17 protein-coding genes are annotated in these 17,910 nt (G+C 70.0%); 9 read left to right on the top strand and 8 right to left on the bottom strand.

The genetic code is table 11. The features are described 5' to 3' along the window. Positions 1-255 precede the first annotated feature (255 nt). From cysP to FOZ76_RS02305, 4 genes are all read right to left on the bottom strand, one after another. On the bottom strand, positions 256-1,269 hold the full coding sequence (gene cysP, locus FOZ76_RS02290; RefSeq protein WP_143946508.1) for a thiosulfate ABC transporter substrate-binding protein CysP: 1,014 nt from the start codon (positions 1,267-1,269) through the stop codon (positions 256-258). 50 nt (positions 1,270-1,319) lie between these two features. Then, the gene (locus tag FOZ76_RS02295) at positions 1,320-1,910 is read right to left on the bottom strand and encodes an RBBP9/YdeN family alpha/beta hydrolase (RefSeq protein WP_143946509.1); all 591 of its coding nucleotides are present in this window, start codon (positions 1,908-1,910) and stop codon (positions 1,320-1,322) included. 211 nt (positions 1,911-2,121) lie between these two features. Further along, a complete protein-coding gene (locus FOZ76_RS02300) occupies positions 2,122-3,795 on the bottom strand; it encodes an argininosuccinate lyase (protein ID WP_143946510.1) in 1,674 nt (557 codons plus the stop codon). An 86-nt stretch (positions 3,796-3,881) separates the two neighbouring features. Next, entirely contained in the window at positions 3,882-4,850 is a 969-nt protein-coding gene (locus tag FOZ76_RS02305) for a Bug family tripartite tricarboxylate transporter substrate binding protein (protein WP_143946511.1), read from the bottom strand. 125 nt (positions 4,851-4,975) lie between these two features. Between FOZ76_RS02305 and FOZ76_RS02310 the strand changes: the two genes are divergently transcribed. The 5 genes from FOZ76_RS02310 to FOZ76_RS02330 all read left to right on the top strand — a co-directional run bounded on the left by FOZ76_RS02310 (position 4,976) and on the right by FOZ76_RS02330 (position 9,607). Then, entirely contained in the window at positions 4,976-5,746 is a 771-nt protein-coding gene (locus tag FOZ76_RS02310) for an IclR family transcriptional regulator domain-containing protein (protein WP_143946512.1), read from the top strand. Positions 5,747-5,867: 121 nt separating this feature from the next. Next, positions 5,868-7,103, top strand: a complete 1,236-nt coding sequence (locus tag FOZ76_RS02315; RefSeq protein ID WP_246129254.1) for an aromatic ring-hydroxylating dioxygenase subunit alpha — start codon at positions 5,868-5,870, stop codon at positions 7,101-7,103. A gap of 16 nt (positions 7,104-7,119) precedes the next feature. Then, positions 7,120-7,584 carry an aromatic-ring-hydroxylating dioxygenase subunit beta gene (locus FOZ76_RS02320; protein ID WP_143946514.1) on the top strand — a complete coding sequence of 155 codons (465 nt, stop codon included), beginning with the start codon at positions 7,120-7,122 and terminating at the stop codon, positions 7,582-7,584. An 11-nt stretch (positions 7,585-7,595) separates the two neighbouring features. Further along, positions 7,596-8,591 (top strand): PdxA family dehydrogenase, encoded by a 996-nt coding sequence (locus FOZ76_RS02325; RefSeq protein WP_143946515.1) that lies wholly within the window; start codon positions 7,596-7,598, stop codon positions 8,589-8,591. Next, positions 8,588-9,607 carry an FAD-binding oxidoreductase gene (locus FOZ76_RS02330; RefSeq protein WP_143946516.1) on the top strand — a complete coding sequence of 340 codons (1,020 nt, stop codon included), beginning with the start codon at positions 8,588-8,590 and terminating at the stop codon, positions 9,605-9,607. The genes FOZ76_RS02325 and FOZ76_RS02330 overlap by 4 nt, the downstream gene beginning before the upstream one ends. A gap of 36 nt (positions 9,608-9,643) precedes the next feature. On the opposite strand, the gene FOZ76_RS02335 is transcribed toward FOZ76_RS02330, so the two are convergent. Genes FOZ76_RS02335 through FOZ76_RS02350 form a run of 4 tightly spaced genes read right to left on the bottom strand, consistent with a single transcriptional unit; the run spans position 9,644 to position 13,448 of the window. Continuing rightward, positions 9,644-10,468, bottom strand: coding sequence for an enoyl-CoA hydratase-related protein (locus tag FOZ76_RS02335; RefSeq protein ID WP_143946517.1), 825 nt, complete (start codon positions 10,466-10,468; stop codon positions 9,644-9,646). Then, on the bottom strand, positions 10,465-11,253 hold the full coding sequence (locus FOZ76_RS02340; protein WP_143946518.1) for a crotonase/enoyl-CoA hydratase family protein: 789 nt from the start codon (positions 11,251-11,253) through the stop codon (positions 10,465-10,467). Before FOZ76_RS02340 ends, FOZ76_RS02335 begins: the two co-directional genes overlap by 4 nt. 27 nt (positions 11,254-11,280) lie before the next feature. Beyond that, on the bottom strand, positions 11,281-12,480 hold the full coding sequence (locus tag FOZ76_RS02345; RefSeq protein WP_143946519.1) for a CaiB/BaiF CoA transferase family protein: 1,200 nt from the start codon (positions 12,478-12,480) through the stop codon (positions 11,281-11,283). An 8-nt stretch (positions 12,481-12,488) separates the two neighbouring features. Further along, positions 12,489-13,448, bottom strand: a complete 960-nt coding sequence (locus FOZ76_RS02350; RefSeq protein ID WP_143946520.1) for a Bug family tripartite tricarboxylate transporter substrate binding protein — start codon at positions 13,446-13,448, stop codon at positions 12,489-12,491. 221 nt (positions 13,449-13,669) lie between these two features. On the opposite strand from FOZ76_RS02350, the gene FOZ76_RS02355 reads away from it, so the two are divergent. The 4 genes from FOZ76_RS02355 (at position 13,670) to FOZ76_RS02370 (ending at position 17,903) form a co-directional block, all read left to right on the top strand. Next, on the top strand, positions 13,670-14,818 hold the full coding sequence (locus tag FOZ76_RS02355; RefSeq protein ID WP_143946521.1) for an acyl-CoA dehydrogenase family protein: 1,149 nt from the start codon (positions 13,670-13,672) through the stop codon (positions 14,816-14,818). A 138-nt stretch (positions 14,819-14,956) separates the two neighbouring features. Beyond that, entirely contained in the window at positions 14,957-16,000 is a 1,044-nt protein-coding gene (locus FOZ76_RS02360) for an acyl-CoA dehydrogenase family protein (protein WP_143946522.1), read from the top strand. 326 nt (positions 16,001-16,326) lie between these two features. Then, positions 16,327-16,836, top strand: coding sequence for a sigma-70 family RNA polymerase sigma factor (locus FOZ76_RS02365; RefSeq protein WP_246129255.1), 510 nt, complete (start codon positions 16,327-16,329; stop codon positions 16,834-16,836). Continuing rightward, on the top strand, positions 16,833-17,903 hold the full coding sequence (locus FOZ76_RS02370) for a FecR domain-containing protein (protein ID WP_143946524.1): 1,071 nt from the start codon (positions 16,833-16,835) through the stop codon (positions 17,901-17,903). The genes FOZ76_RS02365 and FOZ76_RS02370 overlap by 4 nt, the downstream gene beginning before the upstream one ends. The last annotated feature ends 7 nt before the right edge of the window (positions 17,904-17,910 follow it).

Raw genomic sequence — 17,910 nt, forward strand, 5'->3', positions numbered from 1 at the left:
ATCAGTGTGCCGCCGGGCAAACGGCAAGGCGCGGGGCGCGGCGTCCAGGCCGCGCGAGCGCGCCGCTCATTGCATCATCGGCAGGCGCTCGTGCGGCCGGCCCGCGGCTCGCGCCATGCGTCGGGCTGCCTGGGCACAAGCGCCAGCGGCGGGTGCCGCCAACGCGACACCCGCCGAACTATAGAACATCCCCGCGGACGCTGTCCGCCCGGCAGCCCTGGCGCCGGGCGCTGCGCCTGCCCGTGGACGCCGCGATCAGCGGCCCTGGGCCATGAGCTGGTCGAGCACGCCGCCCGAGCCGAAGTGATCCTTCTGCACCGCATCCCAGGCGCCGATGCCGTCCTCGACCTTCAGCAGGCGAACCTCGGGAAAGCGCTCGGCGTTGGCCTTGACCACGTCGGCGTCATGCACGCGGTAGTAGAAGCTCGCGAGCAGTTCCTGCGCTTCGCTGGTGTAGAGATAGTCCAGGTAGCCCTTGGCGAGTTCTTCGGTGCCCTTCTCCTTGGCGACGCGGTCCACCACGGCGACCGGGAATTCGGCCAGCACGCTGACCGGCGGCACCACGGCCTCGAACTTGTGCGACTTGAATTCATCGCCGTTGACGATGTTCTGCACTTCCGATTCGAAGGTCAGCAGCACGTCGCCCTGGTTGTTCTGGGCGAAGGCCACCGTGGCGCCACGGCCGCCGGTGGGGAAGTTCTCGACGTTGCCCAGCAGCTTGCCGACGAATTCCTTGATCTTGGCCTCGTCGCCGTTGAAGGCTTCGTTGGCGTACAGCCAGGCGCCCAGATAGGTGTAGCGCGCGTTGCCCGACGTCTTGGGGTTGGGGAAGATCAGCTTGACGTCGTCGCGGACCAGATCGTCCCAGTTCTTGATGTTCTTCGGGTTGCCCTCGCGCACCATGAACGCGATGGTGCTGTAGTAGGGCGACGCGTTGTTCGGCAACTGCTGCTGCCAGTCCTTGGCGACGAAGTTGCGCTGGGCGAGGAAGTCGACGTCGGTGACCTGGTTGAAGGTGACCACGTCGGCCTTCAGGCCCTGCAGGATGGCCTGCGCCTGGCGCGAGGAGCCGCCGTGCGACTGCGTGATCGTGACGTCCTCGCCCTTCTCCTTCTTCCAGTACTCCTGGAACTTGGGATTGACCGCGCCGAACAGCTCGCGCGCGATGTCATACGACGAGTTCAGCAGCTCCTTACTCTGCGCGTGCGCACCCGGGGCTGCGAAAAGCACGGCGGTCGCGGCGGCCGAGGCCAGCAGTTTCTTCCACATGAGATGAACGTCCTTTGGTTGTAGCGTATTAGGTTGGGAGGGTCGTGCGATCAATGTATGGCGGGCATCGCGGCCACGCGGTGCACCGGCACCGGCACCCGCCAACTGCAACGCCGGCGCAGCGTGGCGAGCAGCCGCTTGCCGTAGGCCCAATCGCCCAGGCCGGAAGCCGTGTTGATGTGGCCGGCGTTGGCGAGGGTGACGAAATCCGCGCCCCAGTCGCGCGCCATCGCTTCGGCGCGGGCCAGGGGGCAATACGGATCGTCGGTGCTCGCCACCACGATGGTCGGAAAAGGAAACGCGGTGCGCGGGATCGGTGCGAAATCGGCCAGCGCGGGCGGCGCGTTCTCGCGCTCGACGTCGGCCGGCGCCACCAGCAAGGCGCCCGCGACCTTCTGCCGCACCGGCAGGGGCAGGTGGGCGACCGTGATGCAGCCCAGACTGTGCGCCACCAGCAGCGGCGGGCGGGTGGCCTCGTCGATGGCGACGGTCAGCGCGTGGACCCACTCGGCACGTGCAGGCTGTGCCCAGTCGCGCTGCTCGACCCGCGTGGCGCGGGCGAGCTGCTCCGCCCACCGGCTTTGCCAGTGTTCGGGGCCGGAACCGTTCCAGCCGGGGACGATGATGGGTTGCAGTCGCATGGTCCACATGATGACGGCACGGGCTTCTTACTCAAAACAATTATTTAGGCATAGCTTATATAAATAAGTAATTTGATGTGGGTCGGCAATGCTCGGGTCGGCGGCTAACCGGGCCTGCTCGCGACGGCCCGCAGCCCCTTGCCACCCACTCGGACGGTGAGTCCGCAGGCCCGGCCAACCTGGCGAGCTACCTGGTTTCCGTGCGTTGCCTTCAGTGTGCCGCCCCCGGCGCGGGCGCGGTGCCCGGTTGGGCCGGCGGCGCGTCGCCCGCCTTGGCCAGGAGCGCGCCGAAGGCCTCGTCCAGCCGGCGATCGGCCTCGGCCAGCGCTGCACGCCGCTCCCGCAGCCACTGCCGGTCGCGGGCCAGTGTCTCGCGCGCGGCCTCGAGCATGCGCTCGACCTCCTGCGGCTGCGGCCCGCCCGTGCCGACCCGCGTGCGCACCATGTCGGTGGGCGACAGCGTGGCGCGGAACGCCGCTTCGTCCAGGGGCAGGGAGGCGTCCGGCCATTGGTACTTGGCGGCGGCTTCGCCGTAGAGGCGCTGGGCTTCGGCGTAGGGGAAGTCCCTGGGCGCGATGTGGTGTTCGCGCGCATAGGACACGATCATCGACGCGAAGCTGTGGCCGATGCGAAAGGGCACCTGGTGCACGCGCTGCAGTGTGTCGGCGAGCTCCATCGAGGTGGTCCACTCGGCCTCCAGCTCGGCCAGGGCGCGCTCCTTGTTGACGACCAGGGCTTCCAGCACCCGATCCATGCGCTTGAACATGTCCACCGCCGACTCGTTCAGCCCCAGCGATTCGCCGGCCGACTTGTAGTCGGTCATGCCGGTGGTGACGTTGTGCGCGCGGATCGTGACCGTGTGGGCGAGCCCGACCACGTCCGACGCCGCCTCGCGCGCGCGCATCACCAGGCCCGGGTTGCGCTTTTGCGGCATGGCGCTGCTGCTGTAGGTCGCGCCTTCGGCGAGCAGCAGCCAGGGTTCGGTCTGATGGTATTGCGTGTGGATGTCGCCCAGCAGCGCGCCCAGGCGGATCGCGCCCGAGGACATGATGCCGGCGGCCTCGATCGGCACGTCGAAGGTGATGACCTGGCCGGCGTCCAGCGAATTCTCGACCAGGCCGTCGAAACCCAGCAGCTCGGCCAGGCGTTCGCGGTTCAGCGGCCAGCTCGAGTTGGCGAGCACCGCCGTGCCCATCGCGCTCAGGTTCATGCGGGCATACAGCTCGCGGATGCGCTGCGCGTCGCGCGAGAAAGAGGCCGCGTAGGCGAGCAGATAGTGCGCGTAGCTGATCGGCATCGCCTGCACGCCGTTGGTGTAGGCGGGCACCAGCGTGTCGACGTTCTCGCCGGCCAGGCGCAGCAGTTGCTCGCGGGTGTCGTCCATGGCGTCGGCGTAGGCCAGCACCGCTGCGCGCAGCACCGCCATGCGGTAGGTCGCGTACATGTCCTGGCGGCTGCGGCCGGCGTGGATCAGCGAGGCTTCCGGGCCGATCGCGTCGATCATGATGCGTTCGACCTGCAGCACGTCGGAGGGGCGTTTGCCGTCGGGCTTGTCGGCCTGCTCGATGGCGTGGCGCACACCCTGGGCGATCTTGGCCGCCTGCTCGGCCGGCAGGACGCCTTGCTCGGCGAGCATCACGATCGATGCCTTGTTGATGCGGTTCATCCACGAGAACTGCCCGGTGTCGCGGCTGGCGTCGGCCGCGTCTGCTTTGGCCGGCGCGGCGTCGCGGGGCGAGGCAGCGCTCACGCCGAGTTTCTCGGCCTGCGCGGCGCACTCGGCCGTGCTCTTGCAGGGCTGGTCGCCGGTGCTGGCGGCGTGGGCCGGGCCCAGGGCGGCGGCCCAGGCGAGGATGATGCTCGCGGCCAGGCGATTCGTTTGCATGTCGGTCTCCCCCTCGGTTGTGAGGGGTCACGCTAACAGGCGCGCGCGCCCGGCTCCATCCGGATTGTCCCCCGGGGGGCGGGGGATCAGTTGACCGCGACGTCGGTGGCGTCGATCACTGCCTTCCAGCGCTCCCGTTCGCGCTGCATGAAGGCGGCGGCCTCGGCGCGTGGTTCGCCCACCGGCGCGACGCCCTGCTCGCGGAAGCGCTCGGCGATCTCGGGCATGGCGAGCACGCGCGCGATGTCCGCGTTCAACTGGTCGGCGATCGCGTCGGGCGTGCCGGGCGGCGCGACCAGGCCGAACCAGGTCACCGATTCGAAATCCTTGAGCCCGCTCTCGGCGAGCGTGGGCACCTCGGGCAGCAGCGGGCTGCGTTCCGGGCCGGCGACGGCCAGGATGCGCGTGGTGCCGCTCTTGTGCTGTGGGTACATGGAGCCGATGTTGTCGAAGAACACGTCGACCTGCCCGCCCATGAGGTCGGCCAGCGCCGGCGAGGTGCCGCGGTACGGCACGAACATGAATCGCGTGTCGATGGCTACGCCGAACATCGCGCCCGTCAGGTGCGAGGTGGTGCCGTTACCCTGGGTCGCGACGGACACGGCGCCGGGGTTGGCCTGCGCATAGGCGATGAATTCGGCCGGCGTCTTGGCCGGAAAGTCCTTGCGCACGGCCAGCACGTTGGGCGCGGCCGCAAGCGTGGTGATCGGCGTGAGGGCTTCGGCGTCGTAGGGCAGGTTGGCGTACAGGTACTGGTTGATGACCAGGGGCGCCGGCGGCGTGGCGAGCAGGGTGTAGCCGTCGGGCGCGGCCTTGGCGGCGGCATCCGCGCCGATGTTGCCGCCCGCGCCGGCGCGGTTGTCGATGATCACGGGCTGGCCCCAGAGGTCGCCCAGCTTCTGCCCGATCAGCCGCGGCAGCACGTCGGCGGTGCCGCCGGCGGGGTACGGCACGATGATGCGTACCGGCTTGTCCGGAAAGCCCGCCGCGAGTGTCGCGACGGGCAGGGCACAGCTCGCGGCCAGCAGGGCGGCCGCAGCGAAACGCGATGGCATGTCTGTCTCCTCGGGCAGTGCTGGCCTGCCCTTCAACGTTGTGTGGTGTCGGGCGAACCTTAATTTGGTGTCGAACGAGTGGCAAACAATTCGAATAAAATGTTCGCAAACCGAACGGGGCCACGATGGACGACACGCGCAGCAAGGAAGACAAGGAATACGTGGCGGGCCTGGAGAAGGGCCTGGCCGTCATCGAGGCCTTCGGCTTGAGCGGCGGCGCGCTCACCCTGAGCGAGGCGGCCGAGATCACTGGGCACTCGCGGGCCTCGGCGCGGCGTTCGCTGCTCACGCTGCAGCGGCTGGGCTACGTCCATGCCGAGGGCAAGTATTTCCGGCTCGCCCCGCGCACCCTGCGCCTGGGGCATGCGTACGTGGTATCCAATCCCCTCGGACGGCTGGTGCAGCCCATCCTGGAAGCCACCACCGAGCGTACCCACGAGTCGAGTTCGGTGGCCGTGCTGGACGGCATGGAAGCGGTATTCGTGGCGCGTGCCACGGCGCGTCGCAGTCTTTCCAACGGGCTGGGCATGGGTTCGCGCCTGCCCGCGCATAGCGCCGCCACCGGCCGCGTCCTGCTGTCCGAGCTGCCGGACGACGAGATCGAACGGCGTTTGCGCATGGTGCCCCTGCGCAAGCTCACGCCGCGCACGCTGACCGACCCGGAGGAACTCTCGCGCACCATCCGGCAGGTGCGCGTGGACGGCTATGCCGTGTGCAACGAGGAGCTCGAACTCGGCGTGCGCTCGATCGCTGTGCCGCTGCAGGATCACCACGGGCGCGTGATCGCCGCCCTGAGCCTGGTCTCGGCCATGCCGCGCATGAGCACCGAGATGATCGTCGAGACCTTGCTGCCGCACCTGGAGAGCGCCCGCCGCATGCTGGCGACCGTACTTTGATTGTTCGCATAGCGAATGAAAGTCCGATTATGATTGACGGGGTTTCCCCCCCTCCCTAAGGTGTCCGTCCATGGCGGTCCGGCACGGTACATGGCACCCGCCCGGCAAGGAGACGACACCTGTGAAGCACGAACATCCCATCGAATTCCATCCCGCGACGCTGACGCGGGTGCCCTACGCGGTCTACGACGACGCCGGCATCTATGCCCAGGAGCAGCGCCGCGTGTTCCAGGGCCCGGCCTGGAACTACCTCTGTCTGGACGCGGAGCTGCCCGAGCCGGGCAGCTACCGCACCACGTTCGTCGGCACGACGCCGGTGGTGGTCGTGCGTGACGACGACGGCGAGGTGTACGGTTTCGAGAACCGATGTGCGCACCGCGGCGCGCTGATCGCGCTGGAGAAGTCCGGCAAGGCCGAGAGTTTCCAGTGCGTCTATCACGCCTGGAGCTACAACCGGCAGGGCGAGCTCACCGGCGTGGCCTTCGAGCACGGCGTCAAGGGCAAGGGCGGCATGCCGCCGAGCTTCTGCAAGGAGGCGCACGGGCCCCGCCCGCTGCGCATCGCCGCCTATTGCGGCCTGGTTTTCGGCAGCTTCGACGACGATGTCCCGCCGATCGAGGAATACCTGGGCGACGAGATCTGTACGCGCATCGAGCGGGTGCTGCACAAGCCGGTCGAAGTGATCGGCCGCTTCACGCAGAAACTGCCCAACAATTGGAAGCTGTACGTCGAGAACGTCAAGGACAGCTACCACGCCAGCCTGCTGCACCTTTTTTTCACGACCTTCGAGATCAATCGCCTGTCGCAGCGCGGCGGCGTCATCGTGGACGAGAGCGGTGGGCATCACGTCAGTTTCTCGATGATCGACCGCGAGGCCGAGAAGGATGCTTCCTATCGCGAACAAGGCCTGCGCTCGGACACCGACCGCTATCGCCTGAAGGATCCGAGCCTGCTCGCCGGCTTCGAGGAGTACGACGACGGCATCACGCTGCAGATCCTGTCGGTGTTTCCCGGCTTCGTGCTGCAGCAGATCCAGAACTGCCTCGCGGTGCGCCAGGTGCTGCCCAAGGGCACCGAGCGCACCGAGCTGAACTGGACCTATCTCGGCTACGTCGACGACAGCCCCGAGCAGCGCCAGGTGCGGCTCAAGCAATCCAACCTGATCGGTCCGGCCGGTTTCATCTCGATGGAGGATGGCGCCGTGGGCGGCTTCGTGCAGCGCGGCATCGCTGGCGCGCGCCAAGAGCAGGCCGTGGTCGAGATGGGCGGCGCAGAGGCCGAATCCAGCGAAGGCCGGGCGACCGAAGCCTCGGTGCGAGGCTTCTGGAAGGCCTATCGCCAGATGATGACCGCCTGAGCCGGGGGGAGCAGCCATGATCGACTTCATCGACCTCTGCGCATTCAACGCGGCCTACGCGGACGCGATCGACCGCGATGACCTGGAAAGCTGGCCGGCCTTCTTCACCGAGGCCTGCCACTATCGCATCACCCACGTGGAGAACGAACGCGAAGGCCTGCCCGCGGGCATCGTCTACGCCGACTCGCGGGCCATGCTGGAAGACCGCATCGCCGCCCTGCGCGTAGCCAACATCTACGAGCGCCAGCGCTATCGCCATCTGCTCGGCATGCCGCTCGTCACTGCGTCCGACGAAGGGCGCACTGCGGCGCGCGTGCCCTTCATGGTGGCGCGCATCATGGCCACCGGCGAGACGGAACTCTTCGCCACCGGGGCGTTCCATGACCGCTACGTGCGCGAGCAGGGCCGCGTTCTCCTCGCCGAGCGCGTGGCGGTGTGCGACAGCACGGCCACCGACACCTTGCTGGCGTTGCCCTTGTGAGGCCGCCGGACATGCAGACGACGGCGCAGCGTGCCGGCCGTGCGCCCGTGCGCCTGGCCCTGGCCGTCGGCGATCCGAACGGCATCGGGCCGGAGATCGCCCTGAAGGCGCTGCAGGCCTGCGACGCACGCAGCGACCTCGCGCTGACGTTGTACGGCCCCAGCGGCCCGCTGCTCGGCACGGCGCGAGCCCTCGGCCTGGAGGACATCCTCGCGCGCGCCGCCTGGGTACCCACCGGCGACTTGCCCGCGGGCGCCTGGGCGCCCGGGCAGGTGAACGCCGAGGCCGGCGCAGCCACCGTGGCCGCTGCCAGCGCGGCCATCCGCGCCTGCAGGGCCGGGGTGCACGACGCGGTCATCGCCTGCCCGCACCACGAGACGGCCATCCACCGGGCCGGCATCGCGTTCAGCGGCTATCCCTCGCTGCTGGCCCAGGTCGGCGGCCAGCCGGAGGCCGAGGTGTTTCTCATGCTGGTGGGCGGCGGGCTGCGCATCGTGCACGTCACCCTGCACCAGAGCCTGCGTTCGGCGCTGGACGACATCAGCATCGAGCGCATCGTGGCGGCCGCCCGCGCCGGTGTGCGCGCCTGTGCCGGGCTCGGCCTGGTGCGTCCGCGCATCGGGCTGTTCGGCATCAATCCGCACGCCTCCGAGGGCGGATTGTTCGGCGGCGAGGACGAGGCGCTCGCCGTGCCGGCCGCCGAGCGCCTGCGCGCGCTGGGCATCGCCGTGGACGGCCCGCTGGGCGCCGACACCCTGCTCGCCGATCGCGCCCACGATCTCTACGTGGCGATGTGGCACGACCAGGGCCACATCCCCGTCAAGCTGCTGGCGCCGCGCGCGGCCAGCGCCCTGTCGATCGGCGCGGGCGTGCTGCTGTCCAGCGTGGGCCACGGCAGCGCCATGGACATCGCCGGCAAGGGCTTGGCCGAGCCGACGGCGCTGCTGCGCACCATCGATCTGTTCGCCGGCATGCCGGCCGCCGCACCGCCGGGAGACCGCGCATGACCCATCAAATCCGCATCGCCGGCACCGACGTGGCGTTCCCGTGCGCGCCGGGCCAGACCGTGCTGGCGGCCGGCATGGCCGCCGGCATCGAACTGCCGTATTCCTGTCGCAAGGGCGTGTGCGCGAGCTGCGCCGGGCGCGTCGAGAAAGGTAGCGTGGCCGCCGTGCAGGGCACAGCGCAGAACAACGAAGCCTGTCTGCCGGGCGAGGTGTTGTTCTGCGTCTGCACCCCGGTATCGGACGTGACCATCGAGCCGACATCCTGGCGCCGCGTCGACCCGGATGCGCGCAAGCGCTACGCCGCCAAAGTGTTCCGCCGCCAACAGGCCGCGCCGGACGTCTCGGTATTGCAACTGCGCCTGCCGGCCGGGCAGCGGGCGCGTTTCCGGGCGGGCCAGTACCTGCAGGTGTCGCTGCCGGACGGGCAGGTGCGCGCGTATTCCATGGCCAATCCGCCGCACGAGAGCGACATGCTCACCCTGCACGTGCGGCATGTCCCCGGTGGGCAGTTCACCGAGCGCCTGCGGACGCTGGAACGGGGCGATGTGCTCGAGGTGGAACTGCCCTTCGGCAGTGTGGCGCTGGACGCCGAGGGCGAGCGTGCCCTGGTCTGCGTGGCGGGCGGCACGGGTTTCGCACCGGTCAAGTCGCTGCTGGATCATCTGGCGCGCGCGCGCACTGCGCGCCCGGTCACGCTGGTCTGGGGCGCGCGGGACGCCGCCGGCATCTACCTGCCCGACGCGCTGGCGCGCTGGCGCAAGGCCCTGCCCGGCTTTCGGGCGGTGATCGCGCTCGAGACCGGCCCCGCGGCCGAGCATCCGCAGGCCTATGCCGGCCGCGTCGATGCCGCGCTCGCCGAACGCGTGGGCGCGCTGGCCGGCGCCCAGGTGTACTGCTGCGGCGCCCCGGCCATGGTGGACGCCGTGCGCCGGCGTGCGATCGAAGGCCTCGGCCTGGCGCCGCACGATTTCCACGCCGACGCCTTCGTGCCCGCCACGGCGCCCGCGCCGGCCTGACGCTGCGAAGCTGCCGCAGGCCCTACCGCCCGTCCCTCATCGCCCCGTGAACCGAGCCGCCCGCTTCTCGACGAAGTGCGCCACGCCTTCGCGAAAATCCTCGCTCGCCAGAGCGCGTTGGGTCTCGGCATTGGCGATGGTGGTCGCTTCGGCCAGCGACTGGCCCAGCGTAGCGTCGACCAACTGGCGCTTGATGACGGCCAGCGAGCGTGGCGATACGGCCTGGGCCAGGTCGCGGGCGCGCGCCTGCAACTGGGCGTGAAAATCCTGGTCCGGCAGGATGCCGGCGACGAGCCCGATGCGCTCGGCTTCTGCCGCGTCCATCAAGCGGGCGGACATCAGCCACTCGGTGGCGCGCGGCAGGCCGACGAGGCGGGGCAGCAGCCAGGCGATGCCGTGCTCGGCGATCAGGCCGCGCCTGGCGAACACGGCGCCCAGGCGAGCGCTGGCCGCTGCATAGCGGATGTCGCAATACAGCGAAATCACCAGGCCCACGCCGGCCGCGGCGCCGTTCAGACCGCACACGACGGGCTTGGGCACGCCCAGCAGGTAGCTGTAGCGCTGGCCCAGGTCGTCGTCGGACACCGGCAGCGCCGCGGGCACGCGGCTGCCGGCGCCGGCAGCCTTGAGCGCGGCCATGTCCACGCCGGCGCAGAAGGCGCGTCCGGTGGCGCTCAGCACGATCACGCGCACATCCGGGTCGGCGCCCAGCGCCAGCATGTGCTCGCGCACCGCCTGCTCCATCTCGGGGCTCCAGGCGTTCATGCGCTCGGGGCGGTTCAGGGTGAGGGTCGCGACGCCGTCCCTGCGGGCGAGCAGGACCGGAGGGCCGTCGTCGGGCGGCCGTGCGGGATCGCTCATGCCTTCCTCCCGCTCACCTTGGCACGCATGCCGGCGACGGCGCCGCGGTGCTCGTCGGTCTGGTGGGCAAGCGCCTGATAGGCGGCCGACATCTCCAGCAGCGAATCCAGGCGTGCGTGCTGGCCCTCGCGGATCAGGCGCTTGGTCAGGCGCAGGGCATGCAGCGGGTTGGCCGCCATGAGGTCGGCCAGCCGCAGGGCGCGGGCGAGCAACTGGTCGGGTTCCACCACTTCGCTTACCAGACCCCAGCGCAGCGCCTGCTCGGCGTCGATGGTCTCGCCGGTGAGGGCCATCTGGTAGGCGTGCGAGAGCGCAATGGCGCGCGGCAGGAACCAGGCGCCGCCGTCGCCCGGGATGATGCCCAGGCGGATGAAGCTCTCGGCAAAGCGCGCCTGGGTGGAAGCGATGCGGATGTCGCACATGCAGGCGAGGTCGCAGCCCGCACCCACGGCGGGGCCGTTGACCGCGGCGATCACCGGTACGTCCAGCCGCTCGAAGGCCAGTGGGATGCGCTGGATGCCGCCGCGATAGCGGCTGCGCACCTTCATGCCGGGCGTCTCCGACAGTGCCTGCAGCGAAGCGAGGTCGCCGCCCGCGCAAAAGGCACTGCCGGCGCCGGTGAGCACGATGGCCCGCGTGGTTTCATCATGGCCGAGCGTGTGCAGCGTATCGACGATCTCGTTGATCGCATCTTCGCCCGACAGCGCGTTGCGCGTCTCGGGCCGGTTCAGGGTGAGGACGACGACGCTGTTGTCGCGGCGTTCGATGGCAAGAAACGAAGACATGCAGACTCCTTGGAGAAGCGGCCGTGCTCACCAGGCGCCAGCCTGGGCGAGCGCGTCGATGGCGGCATCGTCCAGGCCCAGGCGCTCGCGCAGGATCTGGCGGTTGTGCTGGCCCAGTTCGGGATTCGGGCGCAGCGGTGCGGGTTGTACGTCGGCAAAGCGCAAGGGGCTGTGCGGCAGGACCACGCGGCCGAGCTCGGGGTGCTCGACATACTGCAGCATGCCGCGTTCGTGCATGTGGCGGTCGTGCACCACCTCGTCGAGCGTGCGTACCGGGGCGCACGGGAAGTGGAACTCGCGCGAGGCCTGCATCACGGCTTCGCGCGTGCGCTCGCGCGTCCAGTCGTTCACCACGGCGTCGACCTCCTGCATGATCTGGCAGCGCGTCGCATGGCTCGCATAGCGCGGATCGTCGAGCAGCGCCGGGCGGCCCATGGCCTGCACCAGGCCGCGCCAGTGCCCTTCGGTCACGCAGATCACCGCGACGTAACCGTCGCTCGCCTCGTAGGTGTTGTAGGGGGCCATGGCCAGCGCGCCGTGCCGGTTGCCGGTGCGTACGGTGTCCTTGCCTTCGTAGTACAGCGTCAGGTTCGAGGCGAGCGCCGGATACATGGTGTCCTGCATGGCCACTTCGGCGATGCAGCCCTTGCCGGTGCGCTCGCGATCGAACAGGGCGGTGAGGATGGCGCCGTACAGGTGCGTGCCGCTCAGGAAGTCCGAGAGCGCGGGGCCGGCCTTCACGGGCGGGCGGTCCGGATAGCCCGTTACGTGCATGGTGCCGCTCATGGCCTGGATAGTGAGGTCCATGGCCAGGAGGTCGCGGTTCGGCCCGCTGCTGCCGTAGCCCGAGGCCGAGGCATAGACCAGCCGCGGGTTGCGTTCGAGCAGCGTCTGCGCGCCCAGGCCCAGGCGTTCCATCACGCCGGGCATGAAGTTCTCCATCACCACGTCGGCCTGCTCGACCAGCCGCAGGAACACCTCGCGCCCCTTCGGGTTCTTCAAGTCCAGCGTCATGCCGGACTTGTTCGAGTTGAGCATGGCCAGCGGCAGGGACGCCGCGCGGCGCGAGCGCACCGGCTCGCCGTGCGGCGGCTCGATCTTGATGACGTCGGCGCCGGCCAGCGCGAGCAGCAGCCCGCAGTAGGGCGCCTGGTAGATCTGGCCGAGGTCGAGGACGGTGATGCCGGCCAGCGGCTGGCGCCGCGGCGGCGTCGGGTCTTGGTTCATGGGCTGCCTCATTGCTTGGGAATGCCTGCGGTTTCGCGCGCGCTGTCCCAGCGCTGGATTTCCTCGCGCTGGAACCGGGCGAACTGCTTGCGGTCGGCTGGAAAGCCCATGCTGCTCAGGCGATCCTGCATTTCCTTGGCCTGCGGCGTGGCCTCGATGGCGAGCAGTTCCTGCTCCAGCCGCGTCACCACGGGCTCGGGCGTGCCGGCGGGGGCGAACACGCCGGTCCAGTTGACCATGTAGTAGTCGTCGAAGGTCTCGGCGAGGGTGGGCGTGTCGGGATAGGCCTTGAGCCGCTGGTCTCCGGTTTGTGCCAGCATGCGCAGCGCGCCGGACTGCAGGTGCGGAATGACGGCGCCCAGGTCGGCGAACACGAAGTCGAGCTGCTTGCCGGCCAGATCGACCAGGGCGGGCGCCGCGCCCTTGTAGGGGATATGCGTGGCCTTGGCGCCCGCGCGGTGCAGGAACAGCTCGGTGGCGATCTGGTAGGACGCGCTGCCGCTGCCGTAGTTGAACTTGCCGGGGTTCCGGCGCAGGGTCTCGACGAACTCCGCGAAGCTCTGGTAGGGCGCGTCGCCCGGCACGGCAACGGCCATCACGCCCATGCTCAGGCGCGCCACCGGGGTCAGTTCCTTGACCGGGTCGTAGGGCAGTTCATTGAATGTCGCGACATTCGTCGTCACCGGCGAATTGCTGGAGAAGAACAGGGTGTAGCCGTCGGCGGGCGCGCGCGTCACGGTCTGCGCGGCGATGAAGCTGTTGCCGCCGGGCTTGTTCTCGACCACCACGGTCTGCCCCACGCGCGATTCCAGCTCGCGGGCATAGAAGCGTGCGCTGGTATCCGCACCGCTGCCGGGGGGGAACGAAACGATGAAGCGTATGGGCTTGTCGGGATAGCTCGCGGCCGAAGCCGGCGCCGCGGCGATGCAGCCCATGGCGATAGCGAGCAAAGCACCGAACCTTTTCATGCGGGTCTCCTGGAGTGGGTTGTGTTTTTCTTGTCAGCCGAAGGCGCGGCGTGGGCCTTCCTCTTTTTTCCAGCCTATCCGCACGGTGGCGCAGGGGCCATGCCGTGGTCCGCATATCCGTCATGTGTCCCGCGCATGACCGATATGCCGCCCGCGGCATGGCCGCATGCCGCGTCGCCCCCTAGCATGAATGGACAAGAAGCACAGACGAGGAGTACACGATGAGCACGGCTCAAGCAGTGGTCATACAGCCCGCGCCGCCCGACGTCGATTGCGACGACCTGCGCTTGCAGGTGCGCGCGTTTCTGCGCGAAGCGCTTGCCGGCATGCCGGCCGAATTGCGCGCGAAATCCTGGGGCGGTTCGGACCCGGCGTTCAGCCTGGCGCTGGGCGAGCGCGGCTGGCTGGGCATGACCTGGTCCAAGCGGCTGGGCGGCGGCGAGCGCAGCGCGCTCGAGCGCTACGTGGTGCTCGAAGAGCTGCTGGCGGCCGGCGCGCCGGTGGGCGCGCACTGGGTGGCCGAGCGCCAGAGCGGGCCGCTCCTGATGCGCTACGCGCGGCCCGAGGTCGCCGAGGCCATCGTGCCGCGCATCGCGCGCGGCGAGCTGCGCTTTTGCATCGGCATGAGCGAGCCCGATGCCGGCTCGGACCTCGCTTCGGTGCGCACGCGCGCGGTGCCGGAGCCCGGCGGCTGGCGCGTCAACGGCACCAAGCTCTGGACTTCCGGCGCGCATCAGGCGCACTACATGATCGCCCTGGTGCGCACCGACCACGAGGCGGACAAGCACGCGGGCCTGTCGCAGTTGCTGATCGACATGACGAGCCCGGGCGTCGAGGCGAGGCCGATCCGCAACCTGGAAGGCGGCGCGCATTTCAACGAAGTCGTGCTGCGCGATGTCTTCGTGCCCGATGCCATGCTCATCGGCGCGCCGGGCGACGGCTGGCGCCAGGTGACCGCCGAGCTTGCGCTGGAGCGCAGCGGCCCCGAGCGCTACCTGAGCAGCTACCGCCTGCTGGTCGCCATGCTGGATGCGGCCGACGTGGCCGACCCGCGCCACGCGACCGAACTCGGCTACGCGGTGGCGGAAATGTCGGTACTGCGCCAGATGTCGCGCGGCGTCGCATGGATGCTGCAGCAGGGGCAGAGCCCGCAGTACGCCGCGGCGAGCGTCAAGGACATGGGCACCAGTTTCGAGCAGAGCCTGCCGGATCGCGCGCATCGCCTGTTCGCGCCCGTGCCCGGCATGGACGACACGGCGCTGGGTCGGGTGCACACCTACATGACCCAGGTCGCGCCTTCCTTCTCGCTGCGCGGGGGAACGCGGGAAATTCTGCGCGGCATGATCGCCAAGGGCATGGGGTTGAGGTGAAGGCTCCCCCCGACGCGCTCGCGCGTGCCCCCGGCGGAGCGGCACTGGCGGACTGGCGAAGCCGGATCCGCTGTGCCCTGGATGGGGCGGCGTACTTTCATGCGCCGTGGGTGGCGCCAACGCTATGAGAAAACTGAGATGAACGACATGGCTGAAATGCTGGCGGACAGCGCAGAGCGCCTGTTCGGCGCTGAGGTGTCCCGCAACCTGCAGGAGGCGGCGGAAGCCGGCGGCTGGCAGGCCGGACTGTGGCAGGCCGTGAGCGACAGTGGGCTGCAGAACCTGCTCGTGCCCGAGGAGGCGGGGGGAGCCGGGCTGGCCTGGGCAGAGGCGATGCCGGTGCTGTTGGCCGCCCAGCGCCACCTGCCGCCGGTGCCCTTCCTGGAAGGCGTGGCCTGCGCCTGGATGCTGCACCGCGTGCCCGACAGCCGAAGCGCGTTCGGCGCCGTGCCGGCCGACGCGGTATGGACGCTGGGCGACGCCGGCGGGCTCGCCGTGCTGGGCGATGGCTGCAGCGGCAATGTGTCGCTGCCGTGGGGGCGGCACGCCGCGCGCGCGCTCTTGTGGAGCGAGGATGCCGGCTGGCTGCTGGTCGATCTCGCGGGCGCGAGCGTGGACGTCCGCGCCAACATCGCCGGCGAGCCACGCGATGTGCTGGGTCTGCGCGAGGCCCGGATTCTCGCCCGCGTGCCGGGTTTGCCCGGCGAGAGTGCGCAGGTGGTGGGCGCCCAGCTTCGGGCGATCGCCATCCAGGCCGCCCTGGAGCGCGTGCTCGACCAGTGCGTGACCTACGCCAATGAACGGGTGCAGTTCGGCCGGCCCATCGGCCGCTTCCAGGCGATCCAGCACCTCGTCGCCCAGGTGGCCAACCACGTGGTGGCCTCGCGCATGGCGGTGGCCCAGGCCTGCGAGGCCGCCGGTACGGCGGTCTGGGACGAAGCGGTGGCGGTGGCCAAGGTCACCGCTTCGCGCGCCGCCGGCGAGGTGGCGGCCATGGCGCACCAGGTGCACGGCGCCATGGGCTTCACCTACGAGCACAGCCTGCATTTCGCCACGCGGCGGCTGTGGTCCTGGCGCGCGGAGTGCGGCGGCGAGGCGCAGTGGGCGCGCTGGCTGGGCGAGCGCGCCATCCTGCGCGGCGGCGCGGCTCATTGGGAGCATCTGACCGGCGTATCGGGCTGAGTCCCAGCGAAGGGAAGAAACCGTCGCGTCCTCGCCCGGCGTAAACGCCGGGCTGGATGGCGCTGCGCGCCAGGGTACGCCGCCAGCGATCTCCACGCCGCGCCGGCTCCGGTCGTGTCATCCCCCGGGGCGGCTCGTAACAAACCCGTTCACTGAACTTGCGGTTTGTCGCTTCGTGCCACAACCGGCAGAACTTTTCTATAATGGAATCAATAATGATTCTCATTACATTGTCAGGCGGGTCATCTCGACACGGATGAGTGGGCGCGGCGCCAGTCGCGCTGCCATCGCCGGAACCGATGCGCCGTCCCATTCCAGAACTGGCCGTGTCCCTACCCTCGAGCGCCGCGCTGCGCAACGCCGAATCCCTGTACAACCACCACGGCTGGCTGCGCGGCTGGCTGGCCCGACGCCTGGACAATGCGTTCGACGCCGGCGACCTGGCGCAGGATACTTTCGTGCGCATCCTGTGCGCGCCGGCCGCTGCCGCCGAGGTACGCGAACCGCGCGCCTACCTCGCGACCATCGCGCGCCGCCTGCTGCTCAATCATCAGCGGCGCGCTTCGCTGGAACGTGCCTACGCAGAGCAGCTCGCGCTCATGCCATCGGTGGAAGTGCCCAGCGCCGAGCAGCAGGTCGCCATCCTGCAGACCCTGCAAGCCCTGGACACCATGCTGGCCGGACTGCCGCCCAAGGTGCGCGCTGTCTTCGTCCTCTCCCAGATCGAAGGCCTCACCTACGCCGCCATCGCCGACGAACTCGGCGTCGGCCTGCGCAGCGTCAAACGCTACGCCGCCCAGGCCCTCGTGCAGTGCGCTTTGCTGGAGGGGCGTTGAGCGCCGCCGCCCGGCCGCCCGAAGGCGGCGCGATTCCTCCCGTGGGGAGGATGTCGCGCGAGCGACAGGAGGGCCCAGGCCCAAGCGCCGCCGCCCGGCCGCCCGAAGGCGGCGCGATTCCAGGCGCCGGGGCCGAGGGGCCGCCGGCTCAGGATGCGGCATTCCGCAACGCCGTGCAGGCCGCCGCGAGCTGGTTCGTGCGCCTGGCGGACGCGCCGCAGGACGCCGCGCTGCGGGACGCCTGGACGCGCTGGCACCAGCAGGATGCCTTGCATGCCGCGGCCTGGGAGCGGGTAGCGAAGGTCAGCCGCCAGGCCGCGGCGCTGCCGGCGTTCGCGGGATCGGTGCTGCGGCGTCCGCAGCGTGTAGGGCGGCGCGCGCTGCTGCGCCTGGTCGCCGTCGGCGCGCTGGTTGGCGGGACGGCCAGGCTGGTCCAGGGCGACTCGCGCCGTTGGTCCACCGGCACCGGCGAGCGCCGGGAGTATGCGCTGGCCGATGGCACCCGTGTCCACCTGAACGCGGGCAGCACCGTCGAGACGGGCGCCGATGCTCACGGCCCCTGGTTGTGGCTGCGCTGCGGCGACATGATGGTGACCACCGCGGCGCCGCTGCAGGTGCGCACCGAACAGTGCGAGCTGCGCGTCGACGCCGCCCGCTTCGTGGTGCGTCTGCATGAGGGAGGTACGCAGGTCGCGGTGCGCGACGGCGAACTGTTCGCCCGCGCGGTCACGCAGGCCGCGTTCGTCCGGGTGCACGCCCATACCCAGGTCTGGGTCACCGACGCGGGCGTGTCTCCCGCCGGGCCGATCCAGGGCGCCGCGGACTGGGTGCACGGCATCCTCGCCGCCGATGCGATGCGGCTGGACGCTTTTCTCGCCGAGCTGTCGCGTCACCGGCCCGGCTGGGTGCAGTGCGCCTCCGAGGTGGCCGCTTTGCGGTTGTCGGGTGGCTTTCAGTTGGCCGATACCGATGCCGTGCTGGCCATGCTCCCGGCGGTGCTGCCGGTCGAGGTACACCATTTCACGCGCTATTGGGTGCGGATCAGCCCGCGCGGGCAGCGTGCCTGAGCGCTGC

Source organism: Verticiella sediminum, assembly GCF_007558815.1.
Lineage (GTDB): Bacteria > Pseudomonadota > Gammaproteobacteria > Burkholderiales > Burkholderiaceae_B > Verticiella > Verticiella sediminum.